Annotated in this window: 13 protein-coding genes; 8 read left to right on the forward strand and 5 right to left on the reverse strand. The window is 50.0% G+C overall.

Going from position 1 to position 14,075, the window contains the following annotated elements:
• Positions 1 to 307: 307 nt before the first annotated feature.
• The gene (locus LVQ76_RS18055; RefSeq protein ID WP_072009456.1) at positions 308 to 496 is read left to right on the forward strand and encodes a YfgG family protein; all 189 of its coding nucleotides are present in this window, start codon (positions 308 to 310) and stop codon (positions 494 to 496) included.
• Positions 497 to 569: 73 nt separating this feature from the next.
• On the opposite strand, the gene LVQ76_RS18060 is transcribed toward LVQ76_RS18055, so the two are convergent.
• A complete protein-coding gene (locus tag LVQ76_RS18060) occupies positions 570 to 1,481 on the reverse strand; it encodes a LysR family transcriptional regulator (protein WP_134184977.1) in 912 nt (303 codons plus the stop codon).
• 101 nt (positions 1,482 to 1,582) lie between these two features.
• Between LVQ76_RS18060 and LVQ76_RS18065 the strand changes: the two genes are divergently transcribed.
• The 3 genes from LVQ76_RS18065 to LVQ76_RS18075 all read left to right on the forward strand — a co-directional run bounded on the left by LVQ76_RS18065 (position 1,583) and on the right by LVQ76_RS18075 (position 4,258).
• Positions 1,583 to 2,692: an alkene reductase gene (locus LVQ76_RS18065; RefSeq protein WP_232866126.1), complete on the forward strand. Its 1,110-nt coding sequence runs from the start codon at positions 1,583 to 1,585 to the stop codon at positions 2,690 to 2,692.
• Between the two features lie 64 nt (positions 2,693 to 2,756).
• Entirely contained in the window at positions 2,757 to 3,317 is a 561-nt protein-coding gene (locus LVQ76_RS18070; protein WP_232866124.1) for a DsbA family protein, read from the forward strand.
• A gap of 38 nt (positions 3,318 to 3,355) precedes the next feature.
• Positions 3,356 to 4,258: a DHHA2 domain-containing protein gene (locus LVQ76_RS18075; protein ID WP_232922191.1), complete on the forward strand. Its 903-nt coding sequence runs from the start codon at positions 3,356 to 3,358 to the stop codon at positions 4,256 to 4,258.
• 70 nt (positions 4,259 to 4,328) lie between these two features.
• On the opposite strand, the gene guaA is transcribed toward LVQ76_RS18075, so the two are convergent.
• On the reverse strand, positions 4,329 to 5,906 hold the full coding sequence (gene guaA, locus LVQ76_RS18080) for a glutamine-hydrolyzing GMP synthase (RefSeq protein ID WP_064513022.1): 1,578 nt from the start codon (positions 5,904 to 5,906) through the stop codon (positions 4,329 to 4,331).
• Positions 5,907 to 6,098: 192 nt separating this feature from the next.
• Positions 6,099 to 7,565 (reverse strand): IMP dehydrogenase, encoded by a 1,467-nt coding sequence (gene guaB / locus LVQ76_RS18085; RefSeq protein ID WP_151995780.1) that lies wholly within the window; start codon positions 7,563 to 7,565, stop codon positions 6,099 to 6,101.
• A 169-nt stretch (positions 7,566 to 7,734) separates the two neighbouring features.
• Here guaB and xseA point away from each other — a divergent pair, with 169 nt between their 5' ends.
• The gene (xseA, locus tag LVQ76_RS18090) at positions 7,735 to 9,117 is read left to right on the forward strand and encodes an exodeoxyribonuclease VII large subunit (RefSeq protein WP_232922192.1); all 1,383 of its coding nucleotides are present in this window, start codon (positions 7,735 to 7,737) and stop codon (positions 9,115 to 9,117) included.
• Between the two features lie 3 nt (positions 9,118 to 9,120).
• Here xseA and LVQ76_RS18095 read toward each other — a convergent pair whose 3' ends face one another.
• Positions 9,121 to 9,342, reverse strand: a complete 222-nt coding sequence (locus tag LVQ76_RS18095; RefSeq protein WP_232922193.1) for a zinc ribbon domain-containing protein — start codon at positions 9,340 to 9,342, stop codon at positions 9,121 to 9,123.
• Positions 9,343 to 9,610: 268 nt separating this feature from the next.
• Here LVQ76_RS18095 and eat point away from each other — a divergent pair, with 268 nt between their 5' ends.
• From eat to eutC, 3 genes are read left to right on the forward strand one after another with little or no spacing between them, the layout of a single operon-like run.
• Entirely contained in the window at positions 9,611 to 10,990 is a 1,380-nt protein-coding gene (eat, locus tag LVQ76_RS18100; protein WP_232922194.1) for an ethanolamine permease, read from the forward strand.
• A gap of 9 nt (positions 10,991 to 10,999) precedes the next feature.
• Positions 11,000 to 12,388, forward strand: a complete 1,389-nt coding sequence (locus tag LVQ76_RS18105; protein ID WP_232922195.1) for an ethanolamine ammonia-lyase subunit EutB — start codon at positions 11,000 to 11,002, stop codon at positions 12,386 to 12,388.
• Positions 12,385 to 13,158 carry an ethanolamine ammonia-lyase subunit EutC gene (eutC, locus tag LVQ76_RS18110; protein WP_232922196.1) on the forward strand — a complete coding sequence of 258 codons (774 nt, stop codon included), beginning with the start codon at positions 12,385 to 12,387 and terminating at the stop codon, positions 13,156 to 13,158. Before LVQ76_RS18105 ends, eutC begins: the two co-directional genes overlap by 4 nt.
• Here eutC and LVQ76_RS18115 read toward each other — a convergent pair.
• A complete protein-coding gene (locus LVQ76_RS18115) occupies positions 13,150 to 14,070 on the reverse strand; it encodes a transporter substrate-binding domain-containing protein (protein WP_232922197.1) in 921 nt (306 codons plus the stop codon). The genes eutC and LVQ76_RS18115 overlap by 9 nt on opposite strands.
• Positions 14,071 to 14,075: the final 5 nt, after the last annotated feature.

Here is a 14,075-nt window from a genome sequence, read left to right on the forward strand (position 1 = left end):
TCGAACAGGCTTCCAACCTGGCCGATAAAACCATATCGCTATGGAATAGAGTGCAGATTCTAGTTAGGGATTGAGTTACGAAGATGATCTAAATCAATTTCTTGATGGAGATTAAAGTCCAATAGTGAATAATTCACAAAAATAACTGTAGATATACTAATCAACTAATATTAAGAAATGTTTATATAACAGGGAGAAATGATTTAGTACGTTATTCACCGATGACCCGGAATTGACCTTGGGGCATCACTGTGTATAAATATCACCGTCGCCCGCGGTTGACGGGTAAACATCAAGGATCATTTGCGTGACACAGGTTACGAGTATGCGAAGACGACATAAGTTTAACAATCGTATGACCCGCATTATTCTGCTCATCAGTTTTCTCTTCCTTTTCGGCCGTTTTGTCTATTCTGCCATCGGTGCCTGGTACCATCATCAGGACAAAGTAGAAGCACAACAAAGTAGCCTGTCAGTGGATAGCACTAACCGGTAACGCCTTATTTTAATTAAAAATTATAACACTGATAACCGCCAGTGGGATTTGTCACGCCTATTACCCGGCCGATTTATTCATTATCCAACCAGTTGATGAAAAATTCGCTGAACATGGAAACCTGTAATGGCTGAAAGCGGCGCTGCGGGTAAACAAACTGTAGCCCCACCTGTTTTTTGTCGTGCCTGCTAAAGCCAATGAAACTGTCTGCCAACAACACTTTCAGCCGCCCTTGTTCAACATCGCGTTTAACATCCCACCAGGATTTACTGGCAATACCGGCCCCGGCCAGCACCCACTGGCGCAAAAGTGCACCGTCATCGCACACCATGGCAGGTGTAACGCGTGCACTTTGCATTTCCCCTTCAGCCTCAAAGCGCCATTCATTCATCAGCGTTCCACGACGCTCCATCACCAGGCAGCGATGTCCGGCCAGATCTTGCACTGAATGCGGTTCCCCATGGGTATGAAGGTAAGCCGGAGATGCCACCAGCACGCGATAGTTCTGCCTGATGACTTTCGTTACCAGATTGCTGTCCGGCAGGTTACCAAAGCGAATGCTCATATCGAGCCGCAAAGAGATCAGATCCACCACATCTTCGCTCAGATACAACGAACTTTTAACTTCCGGATGCTGGCGAGAAAAATCGAGTAACGCAGGTGATAAGTACTGACGCCCAAAATCAGACGGTGCTGCAATCCGTAACGTGCCGCTCAGAATGCCCTCTTTCTGCATCAGTTTCGATTCGGCCAATTCCACTTCCTCAAGCACACGCAGAGCGGCGTAGTAAAACTCTTCACCGCTACGAGTCAATGCAATGGCCCGTGTTGAACGGTTAAAAAAGCGCGTCTGATAGCGTTCCTCTAATGCTTTTAGTCGCGCAGTCATGGTCGCAGGCGACAAATTCATCCGCCTACCCGCTGCCGCCAGCCCACCGGCATCAACCACGGCAACTAGCAGGGTCATATCTTCGAGCTTACCCATTATTCTAATTTCCTGAATAGATAATCAGATTTCAATGCCATTATCAAAACGGCAAGCAGGACGTAAAGTCAAGGCGTCATAATTATCTCGGAGTCGAATAAATGAAATCACGTCACCTGTTTGAGGCCTCTCGTGTAGGATCAGTTGAAACCCGTAGCCGTATTGTTATGGCGCCAATGACGCGTTCTCGTTCCGCGCAGCCAGGTAATATCCCTACCGCGATGATGGCAAAGTATTACCAACAACGTGCAAGTGCCGGACTTATCATTACCGAAGCCACGCAAATTTCGCCACAAGGTCAGGGTTATTCCTGGACGCCGGGTATCCACTCTCCGGAGCAGATTACCGGCTGGCGCCTGGTGACGGATGCGGTTCATCAGGTGGGCGGGAAAATCTTCTCGCAGCTGTGGCACGTTGGCCGCATGTCCCATGAAAGTTTCCATGCGGACGGCAAGCCGGTCGCGCCCTCAGCATTAGCGCCGGATGCACAAGTTTGGGTCGTGGGCGAAGACGGCAAAGGTCGAATGGTGGACTGCCCCGTTCCGCGCGAATTAACGCACGACGATATTGGCCAGGTGATTGCCGATTATCGCCAGGCGGCGCTCAATGCCATTGACGCCGGTTTCGACGGCGTAGAAGTTCATGGTGGCAACGGATATTTGATTGACCAGTTCCTGCGCCGCAGCTCCAACAAACGCACCGACGAATACGGCGGTAGCCTGGCGAACCGCGTGCGTTTTGCGCAAGAAGTGCTGGAAGCCATTAGCGATGCCATTGGTGCCGACAAAACCGGTATTCGCCTGGCTCCGTTTATTACTCAGCGTGGAATGGACGACCCGCAGGCCATCGAAGCGATTCTGGCACTGGCGGCATGGTGTGAGCAAAAAGGCATTGCCTTTATCCATCTGGCGGAAGCCGACTGGGATGACGCACCTCAGGTGCCGTATGAATTCCGTGAAACACTACGGGCGACTTTCAGCGGTGCCATTATCGTGGCGGGGAATTACACCCAGGAGAAAGCAGAAAAGTATCTGGCGGCAGGTATCGTCGATTTAGTTGCTTTTGGACGCCCGTTTGTTGCCAACCCTGATTTCCCGCGCCGCCTTGAGGAAAACTTGCCGCTGGCACCTATTAGCAATCACGCCGCACTGTTTGGCGGCAAAGAAGCGGGTTATACCGACTATCCGGTTTGGTCTTCAGACGAAGTATAAATCCGTTCAATATCTGATAAGTTGTTTCGCATACCAATGCTGAAAACACAATAAAGGGATCGCTATGAGTCAAAACGATAAACCGAATGCCCAGCCACTTGTCTTGGGTCATGGTCCACGTACATTTGAAGTTTTTCTTGAGCCGACCTGCCCATTCTCAGTTCGCGCGTTCAATAAGCTCGGCGCACTGTTGGAAAAAGTGGGTGAAGATAACGTCACGGTGAAAATTCGCCTTCAGTCGCAACCATGGCACATGTTTTCAGGTGTGATTGTGCGCTGTATTCTGGCGGCATCCACCCTGCCAGAAGGCCGGGAAGCGGCGCTTAAAGTGATGCAAGCCGTTGCCGATCATCGTGAAGAATTTGAGTTTACCGATCATTGCAGCGGGCCAAATATGGATGCTACTCCGCAGCAGATTATTGACCGTATCGAACGTTATAGCGGCGTGCAGTTGGCGCAGGCATTTGCTCATCCGGCATTGCAGAATGATATTAAGTGGCACAGTAAATATGCCCGCCAGAATGGGATTCATGTTTCACCGACCTTCATGGTGAATGGCCTGGTGCAGGCCGACCTCGGCAGCGGTGATGATATAAGCGTCTGGGCAGAACGAATTTTAGCTTAAGCCGCGAAGCACATAGAATTGTGAGCAGGAGAGATTAAATGATACATGTCTTTGGCCATTTAAATCCGGACAGCGATACCATCTGCACGGCCTATGTGGCTGCGCGTTGGCTAACGATTAAAGGGCAACATGCTCAGGCGTTTCGCCTCGGTGAGTTAAATAGAGAAACAGCCTACATTTTCCGCCATGCTGACCTGACGCCCCCACCACTGCTTAATGATTCTCTTGCCGGCAAAGATGTCTGGCTGGTTGATTTCACCGAACCCGCACAAGGGCCGGCCTCGCTCAATGAAAGCAATGTCGTCGGAATTATCGACCACCACCGTCTTGGCGGCCTGATCACCCAACTCCCTCCTGAAGTCTGGATTAAACCTGTCGGCAGCAGTGCGACATTGTTATGGCAGTTGATGGTTCCCGCTCATCGCCGTGAGATATCCCCTGGTGAAGCCATTTTGCTATTGGGTGCCGTATTAAGTGATACCGTCGCACTTCGATCACCGACCACCACTGAAGACGACCACCTGGCCGTTGATGAGCTCTGTGCTCTCGCAAAAATTGAGCGTGAGGATTTCATTCGTGATTTGCTGACGGCCAAGACAGATATCATCGGCTTGAGCGCGGATGAGTTGCTCAACAAAGACAGTAAAATGTTCGATATTTTGGGGAATAAAGTCCTCGCCGCACAACTCGAATTATATTCTCTTGAGCAGGCGGAGCCGCTGATTGATGAGCTTAAATCAGCCATGGAACAGCGGGTCATCACATCAGGGGCCGGGTTGGTTGTATTGATGCTGACCGATATCAGCACGGAGTGTTCAAGGCTCTATTTTACTGGCCCGGCACTTGCCGATAACGCGCCCGTTACCATCGCCGGAATGTTAAGTCGCAAAAAACAGCTGCTCCCCTGGCTGCACACTCGACTCAGCCAGACTGCACCATAAAAAAAGCCCATTAAAAATGGGCTTTAATTCAATGAAGAAACGACAGTTATTATTGTTACCTAACGACTGATTATTCCCACTCGATAGTTGCTGGCGGTTTGCCAGAAATATCGTAAACCACGCGGGAAATGCCGTTAACTTCGTTGATAATGCGGTTGGAAACACGGCCAAGGAAATCGTATGGCAGGTGTGCCCAATGTGCGGTCATAAAGTCGATGGTTTCTACTGCACGCAGTGAGACAACCCAATCGTATTTACGGCCATCGCCCATCACGCCAACAGAGCGCACCGGCAGGAACACGGTGAACGCCTGGCTCACTTTGTTGTAGAGATCTGCTTTGTGCAGTTCTTCAATAAAGATCGCATCAGCACGACGCAGCAAGTCGCAATACTCTTTCTTCACTTCGCCCAGCACACGCACGCCAAGGCCTGGGCCCGGGAACGGATGACGGTACAGCATGTCGTAAGGCAGGCCGAGTTCCAGGCCGATTTTACGCACTTCGTCTTTGAACAGTTCACGCAACGGCTCAACCAGCCCCATCTTCATCTCTTTCGGCAAGCCGCCCACGTTGTGGTGAGATTTGATGACGTGTGCTTTACCGGTGGCAGAAGCCGCTGATTCGATAACGTCAGGGTAAATGGTGCCCTGAGCCAACCACTTCACATCTTCCAGTTTCAGTGCTTCTTCATCGAACACTTCAACGAACACACGGCCGATGATTTTACGTTTCGCTTCTGGATCGTTCTCGCCTTTCAACGCGGACAGGAAACGCTCTTCGCCTTTAACGTGAATGATGTTCAGGCCGAAGTGGTCGCCAAACATATCCATCACTTGCTCTGCTTCATTCAAACGCAGCAGGCCGTTATCTACGAACACGCAAGTCAGACGGTCACCAATGGCACGGTGCAGCAGCATTGCGGTAACGGAAGAATCCACGCCACCGGACAGGCCAAGAATCACCTTGTCGTTGCCGACTTGTTCACGCAGGCGAACAATCGCATCTTCGATAATTTTTGCCGGAGTCCACAGCGCTTCGCAGCCGCAGATATCCAGAACAAAACGCTCCAGCAGACGTTGACCCTGGCGGGTATGAGTCACTTCCGGGTGGAACTGCACGCCATAAAAACGTTTTTCTTCGTTTGCCATAATTGCAAACGGGCAAGTCTCAGTACTGGCAACGGTCACGAAGTCCGAAGGGATCGCGGTGACTTTATCGCCGTGGCTCATCCAGACATCCAGCAGTGGCTTACCATCTGCACTCAGGGAGTCTTCAATACCACGAACCAGCGCGCTGTCAGTTTTCACTTCAACTTGCGCGTAACCGAACTCACGTTCGTTGGAGCCTTCAACATGGCCACCAAGCTGCATCGCCATGGTCTGCATGCCGTAGCACACGCCAAATACAGGCACGCCAGCGGTAAAGACATATTCAGGAGCGCGTGGGCTATTCAGCTCAGTAGTACTTTCCGGGCCACCAGAAAGGATGATACCGCTTGGATTGAATTCACGAATCTGTGCTTCCGTGACATCCCATGCCCACAGCTCACAGTAGACGCCCAACTCACGCACACGGCGCGCAACCAGTTGGGTGTACTGAGAACCGAAATCAAGGATAAGTATGCGATGTTTATGGATATTTTCCGTCATTGACGCTTATTCCGAGGCAAGTGAAACAGATAAAGTAAATCGCCCTAAACATTGGCTCTAAATAATTCGAGTTGCAAAAAGGCGGCAAGCTCGTGAATCCCCAGGAGCTTACAAAAGTAAGTGACTGGGGTGAGCGAGTGCAGCCAACGCATTTGCAGCTCGAAGTATGACGAGCAATCAGGTCGAAAAGAATTAAGAGCCCATGCGGTAATTTGGGGACTCTTTAGTGATCGTCACATCGTGCACATGACTTTCCTGAATGCCCGCACCACTGATGCGTACAAATTCCGCTTTGGTACGCAGGTCGTCGATGGTAGCACAGCCGGTCAGGCCCATACAGGAACGCAGGCCCCCCATCTGCTGATGAACGATCGCTTTCAGGTGACCTTTGTACGCCACGCGACCTTCGATACCTTCCGGTACCAGTTTGTCGGCTGCGTTGTCAGTCTGGAAGTAACGGTCAGAAGAGCCTTTGGACATCGCGCCCAGAGAACCCATACCGCGGTAGGATTTGAAAGAACGGCCCTGGTAAAGTTCGATTTCACCTGGAGATTCTTCAGTCCCTGCCAACATGCCGCCAACCATTACCGCAGATGCACCAGCAGCGATAGCTTTAGCAATATCACCAGAGAAACGAATACCGCCGTCAGCGATAACAGGAATGCCCGTCCCTTCCAGTGCTTCAACAGCATCAGCAACCGCAGTAATTTGCGGAACACCTACGCCGGTAACGATACGAGTGGTACAGATTGAACCTGGACCGATACCCACTTTAACCGCACTCACACCGGCATCAGCCAGAGCGCGAGCGCCAGCAGCAGTCGCGACGTTACCGCCGATGATTTGCAGGTCAGGATATTTAGCACGAGTATCACGAATACGTTGCAGAACACCTTCGGAATGGCCATGAGAGGAGTCAATCAGTAAAACATCGACACCAGCGGCCACCAGAGCGTCGATACGCTCTTCGTTGCCTGCACCTGCGCCAACGGCTGCCCCAACACGCAGACGGCCCTGGTCGTCCTTACAGGCGTTAGGTTTACGTTCTGCTTTCTGGAAGTCTTTTACGGTGATCATGCCGAGCAGATGGAAATTGCTGTCTACAACCAGCGCTTTCTCAACACGTTTTTCGTGCATCTTGGATAACACGACATCACGCGCTTCGCCTTCTTTCACGGTAACCAGACGCTCTTTCGGAGTCATGTACACGCTAACAGGCTGGCTCAGGTCGGTAACGAAACGAATATCACGGCCAGTAATAATACCAACCAGTTCGTTACCTTCGGTCACGACAGGGTAACCCGCAAAGCCGTTACGCTCGGTGAGTTCTTTAATTTCGTGCAGGGTGGTTGTCGGCAACACGGTCTGTGGGTCAGTAACAACACCACTTTCGTGTTTTTTCACGCGTTTGACTTCAGAAGCCTGGCGTTCAATCGACATGTTTTTGTGAATGAAACCAAGTCCACCTTCCTGAGCCAATGCAATGGCCAGACGGGCTTCCGTTACGGTATCCATGGCTGCGGACAGCATAGGGATATTCAAACGAATAGTTTTGGTCAGTTGGGTGCTGAGATCGGCCGTGTTAGGCAGAACTGTAGAGTGAGCTGGAACGAGGAGAACGTCATCAAACGTCAGTGCTTCTTTAGCGATTCGTAGCATGGCAATATCTCAACCTGGGGTGAATGAGAACAGATAAAATATTGCCGCGGCATTATACAGAGCGGAATCGATTGCATCCACACTTTTTTCAGAAAACTCCTTGCCAAGTACGATATGGAAGATACTATTGACCGAATAACCCGCTGATTTAAAATTTGATCTGGCTCACATGTCATCGATAAATTCCCCTTCAATTTTTACCGTCAGCCGTCTGAATCAGACGGTCCGCATGCTGCTGGAACAAGAGATGGGGCAAGTCTGGATCAGCGGTGAAATTTCCAACTTTACCCAACCGGCTTCCGGTCACTGGTACTTCACACTTAAAGACGATACAGCTCAGATTCGCGGAGCAATGTTTCGCAACAGTAATCGGCGAGTGACTTTCCGCCCGCAACATGGGCAGCAGGTTTTGGTGCGTGCCACCATCACGCTTTACGAACCGCGTGGTGATTACCAGATAATCGTTGAAAGTATGCAGCCTGCCGGTGAAGGGCTGTTGCAGCAGCAATATGAAGAATTAAAACAGCGCCTCACCGTTGAAGGTTTGTTCGACCAAATTCACAAGCAGCCATTGCCGACGCCTGCACGTCAGGTTGGCATCATCACGTCAAAAACCGGTGCTGCACTGCATGATATTTTGCATGTGCTAAAACGTCGCGATCCCTCGCTGCCGGTCATTATTTACCCGACTGCGGTACAGGGTAACGATGCGCCGATGCAAATTGTTCGCGCCATAGAACTTGCGAACCTGCGCAAAGAGTGTGACGTGCTGATTGTTGGGCGCGGTGGCGGTTCGTTGGAAGACTTGTGGAGCTTTAACGATGAGCGCGTTGCCAGGGCTATTTTCGCAAGTAAGATCCCGGTCGTTAGCGCCGTAGGGCATGAAACTGACGTCACGATCGCCGATTTTGTGGCAGATGTTCGTGCACCCACGCCATCCGCTGCGGCAGAGATTATCAGCCGTAACCAGCTTGAATTGTTGCGCCAGATTCAGTCCCATCAGCAGCGTATGGAAATGGCGATGGATTACTATCTCGCCCAACGCACGCAGCGTTTCACTCGTTTGTATCACCGTTTACAACAGCAACATCCGCAACTGCGTTTAGCACGTCAACAAACCGCGCTTGAGCGCCTGCAACAGCGCCTGAATGCCGCGATGGACACAAAGCTGCGCCGCGGTACCCAACTGCAGCAACGCCTAATGCAGCGTTTGAATCAGCAACAACCGCAGCCAAGAATCCATCGTGCGCAGACTCGCCTGCAACAGCTTGAATATCGTTTATCGCAGGTTGTTACCGCACAGTTGAACAATACCCGGCAGCGCTTTGGCACCGCTATCGCGCAACTTGAAGCTGTCAGCCCGCTGGCAACGCTCGCTCGTGGCTATAGCGTAACAACGGCGACAGACGGCAAAGTGCTGAAGAAAACCAAACAGGTGCATTCCGGGGATATGCTCACTACGCGCCTTGAAGATGGCTGGGTGGAAAGCCAGGTCACCGGCATTACACCGATGAAACCTGTTCGCAAACGTAAAATTGCGGCGAAAAGTTAGAACTTAGTTAGCAACGGGCACGAATTCGACGCGTTTTTTTGAAATCAGCCCGTGGCTGTTCTGGCAGAAATAGTCGACGGCCCCACAAGCTTTTAAGACTTCCAACGGTTTGTGGCAATCCGGGCAGCGGGCCTCCAGGTGAAATTCCTGCTGGCATCTTTCGCAGTGCGCACCTGAGTCTGTTTGCTGTAGCAGTTGTTCACACACTGGGCATTTAATTTCCATCATCACTCCTTACAACACTTCTATGAAAGCCTGAGCCTGTTGTCTTCGATGATAAAGACAAACAGGCGAATAAGCATCATTAACGCTCTTTGTCGCCTACTCTCCCAAATGTAACAATATCGCACCCCAAAACAGTGCAACACACTTCAACACTTCCCGTCTTGTTCATCCAGACATCACTATCTATATGATTAATTTTAATTTTATATTCTGGCATCCTGTTTGCATCGCCTTACAAATACTGTGACTAATGGCGAGGCAGTAAATAATGACAACGCAAACAACAACACTAAAAAGAACACTGGGCAGCTTCCGTCTTTGGGGAATTGCTGTAGGGCTGGTGATATCCGGGGAGTATTTCGGCTGGAGTTATGGCTGGGCTCAGGCGGGAACGATGGGGTTCCTGATTGTCGCAATCGCGATTGCCGCAATGTACTGCGCGTTTATCTTTAGCTTCACCGAACTGACTACGGCAATTCCTCATGCCGGTGGGCCGTTTGCTTACGCTTACCGGGCATTTGGGCCTACCGGAGGATTCATTGCTGGTTTCGCGACGCTTATCGAATTTGTTTTCGCACCGCCCGCCATTGCCATGGCAATTGGCGCCTATCTCAATGTTCAATTCCCGGCGATTGATCCTAAGTGGATAGCCTGCGGCGCGTATCTCATCTTTATGATCCTCAATATTCTTGGCGTCGGTATTGCCGCCACCTTTGAATTAATTGTCACGCTGCTGGCTATCTTCGAGTTGCTGGTATTTATGGGCGTGGTAGCACCGGGTTTCTCTTGGGAGAATTTCACGGCCAATGGCTGGGCTGGCTCAAATAGTTTCAGCGAGCTGGCATTACCTGGGATGTTTGCCGCAATTCCCTTTGCTATCTGGTTTTTCCTCGCCATTGAAGGCGCTTCAATGGCGGCAGAAGAAGCAAAAGACCCACAACGCACCATTCCACGCGCACTTGGCGGCGGTATTATCACTCTGACTGTTCTGGCCATTGGCGTGATGGTTTTCGCTGGCGGCGTCGGCGACTGGCGTACGCTAGCTAACATTAACGACCCGCTACCGCAGGCAATGAAAGTGGTGGTTGGCAGTAACAGCGGTTGGTTGCATATGTTGGTTTGGCTGGGATTGTTCGGCTTAGTTGCCTCGTTCCACGGCATTATTATGGGCTATTCCCGCCAAATTTATTCTCTGGCACGAGCGGGCTATCTACCTGCAAGTCTCGCCAAACTTAATAGCCGGACTCGCACGCCGACGCTGGCAATTCTTGCGGGCGGTGTTGTGGGAATCGCAGCTATTTTCTCTGACTCACTTATCACCATCAGTGGAATGCCGCTCACCGCCTGTATTGTAACAATGTCCGTATTTGGCGCGATTGTTATGTACATCACATCGATGGCGGCACTGTTTAAATTGCGCCGCAGCGAGCCAAATCTCATCCGCCCTTTCAGAGCCCCACTCTTCCCGTTTGCCCCTGCCTTTGCCCTGGCGATGGCCGTCTTGTGTCTGGCTGCGATGGTATACTACAACACATTACTGGCGATGATTTTCGCCGCCATGATGCTGGCAGGTTATATCTGGTTCAAAACCACAGCGAGTGCACGAGAGCGTGCGGCATTGGATCCACAACTTCGGGCAATCTCCTGAGGAGGAGAAATGTATAACACCACTCTGGCGCATCGCAGTTATCGGTTCGCCAGCCTCAAGGCGCTAATGGCTAAAGCATCCCCGGCGAGATCCGGGGATAACCTGGCAGGAATCGCAGCAGAATCAGCTGAAGAGCGGATGGCCGCAAAAATAGCGTTGGCTGACGTACCATTGCGTGAAATTCTCGATAACCCGCTAATTGCCTACGAAGATGACGAAGTCACCCGCCTGATTATTGATACTCACGATAAAACTGCTTTCAAGACCATCAGCCATTTAACCGTAGGTGATTTTCGTGACTGGCTGCTTGATGACACCACCGATAGCGAGACCTTACGCAGCGTCGCAAAAGGCATCACACCGGAAATGGCAGCAGCAGTAAGTAAGTTGATGCGCAACCAGGATTTGATCCTGGCAGCGAGCAAATGCCAGGTGACGACAAAATTTCGCAATACCATCGGATTACCCGGCCGGCTCAGCGTACGTTTGCAACCCAATCACCCAACCGATGATTTGAAAGGCATAGCTGCCAGTATGCTCGATGGATTGCTGTACGGTGCAGGTGATGCGGTGGTGGGTATTAATCCGGCAAGCGATAGCCTGCCCGTGCTTGAACGACTGAACTACATGATGGATGACATCATCAACCGTTTTGCCATTCCGACTCAATCTTGCGTATTAACTCATGTGACTAACACATTGCAGCTGATTGAACGTGGTTCCCCCGTAGATTTAGTTTTTCAGTCTGTAGCGGGAACCGAAGCCGCCAACAGTGGTTTTGGAATTAATCTGGCGCTGTTGCAAGAGGCTTACGATGCAGCGTTAAGTTTAAATCGCGGTACGCTCGGCAATAACGTGATGTATTTCGAAACCGGCCAGGGCAGTTGTCTGTCTTCTAATGCGCATCATGGTGTTGATCAGCAAACTTGCGAAGCCCGCGCCTATTCTGTCGCACGTCATTTCAATCCGTTGCTGGTAAACACAGTCGTAGGATTTATTGGCCCTGAATATCTGTATGACGGTAAACAAATTATTCGTGCCGGCCTGGAGGATCATTTTTGTGGCAAGTTGATGGGGCTGCCGTTGGGTTGTGATGTTTGCTACACCAATCACGCCGAAGCGGACCAGGATGATATGGATACCTTGCTTACTCTGCTATGCAACGCCGGGCTCACCTTTTTAATCGGTGTGCCGGGTGCTGATGACATCATGCTCAACTATCAAAGCACTTCATTCCACGACGCCCTGTATGTCCGCCGCTTGTTGGGACTTAAACATGCACCTGAGTTCGCCGAATGGCTGATCCGTATGCAGATCATTGATACTCATGGGCAGCTTCGCTTAAACGGGATCAACCATCCACTGCTAGCCGCTCTCCCTCAAGGGGTAAACTTATGAATTCAGATGCCTGGACATTGCTGCGGGAGTTCACCGATGCACGCATCGCACTTGGACGCAGTGGCGCAAGTCTGCCAACCAAAGAAGTGCTGAATTTTGGCCTTGCTCACGCGCAGGCCAGGGACGCAGTTCATCAACCATTCCATAGTGATGAGATCAGCAACGAATTAGCCGAATTGGGCCTAATGACCTTAACAGTTAAGAGTGCAGCTGAAGACAGACACATCTATTTGAACCGGCCCGATTTAGGTCGCCAGTTGAGTGATGGAAGTCGGAATACGCTACTAACCAGCAATATTGGAAGTTACGACCTGTTGCTGGTGATTGGTGACGGGCTTTCTTCTCATGCGGTCCACCGTCAATCTGTTGCGTTAATTCGTGAACTTCTGCCCTATGTAAAAACGCTTGGGCTTACGCTTTCCCCAGTCGTACTGGCGCATCAGGCGCGTGTTGCACTTGGAGATGATATTGGTGAGATACTAAATTGCAAAGCCGTAGCAATGCTGATTGGCGAGCGCCCCGGACTTTCATCGCCTGATAGTTTGGGCGTGTATCTGACGTGGAAACCAGAGCGCAAACGACTGGAGTCAGAACGCAACTGTATTTCTAATATTCGCCCAGAAGGGCTGAGTCATTGTGCTGGCGCATTTAAACTCGCCTGGTTACTAGAGCAAGCATTTTTGCGCCGTTTAACTGGTGTAAAACTGAAAGATGAAAGCGATAACCCCGCCTTGCAGCAGAGAATTAAGCCGCTTATCGGTTTAGAATAGTTTTTTATGGGCCAGCGACGGATATTGAACGTTCCATTTCGCTATTTCCTGCTTCAATCGAGCTGGCATCGGCATATTAATTAAAATGTTATCCGGTGGTACTGGCGATAAAAACCATTTGTTATAAATCTTGTCAAATTCGTTAGTAAAAAACATTTCCATCATTGCATTATTAACTGCTTTTTGCAGCGTAATTGATTGACGGGGCAACGCTAATGCAAATGGTTGTGCAGCAATAAGATTATCCTGGGAGATATTATAGCAACCCGGTTTTGCACTTGCAGCCTTGAGCGAATACAGCAAAACATCATCAGCAACAAATACAGAATTATTAGTCACTTTCATCTCCTCAAACCCCGATACTGCCGATTGAGAAAGATGGGTAAAAAGCGAATAACCTAACCTAACATTTAACTTTGCTACAGCCTCCACGGCGATATCACCGGAAGTGACAAAAATAGTATGGCCGGACAACATTTTGATGCTGCCGAGGTGATCCTCTTTATGTGAAATAAATGCTGTAGAAGCATAAAAATAAGGTATTGAAAATAATAGAAATTGCCTTCGATCACTGGTATTGGTTATGTTAGAACATTCAACATCAGATTTATGAGTCAGCAGTGACTGGAAACGTGCGGCTGGAGATACTTTAATCCAATGAATCTCCAGTGGCTTTCCCCCCAATGCCTTCCCAAGATGTTCAGCCACGCTTTTGCATAAATCAATAGCTATACCCGTGGGTTTACCTGCCAGTGTGTAGGAAAATGGAAACTCACCCTCCAAATAGGAAAAAGTAATGCTGTGATTATTTTTAATATTAGTTATCGAATCATCTGACCTGACAATAAATGAAAATAAAGAAAAAAACAAAATCACAACATATTTCATCAGACCAAGTGTTGACTTTAACATTTTGA

It is taken from the genome of Buttiauxella cochleicola, assembly GCF_021283185.1.
Taxonomy (GTDB): Bacteria; Pseudomonadota; Gammaproteobacteria; order Enterobacterales; family Enterobacteriaceae; genus Buttiauxella; species Buttiauxella massiliensis.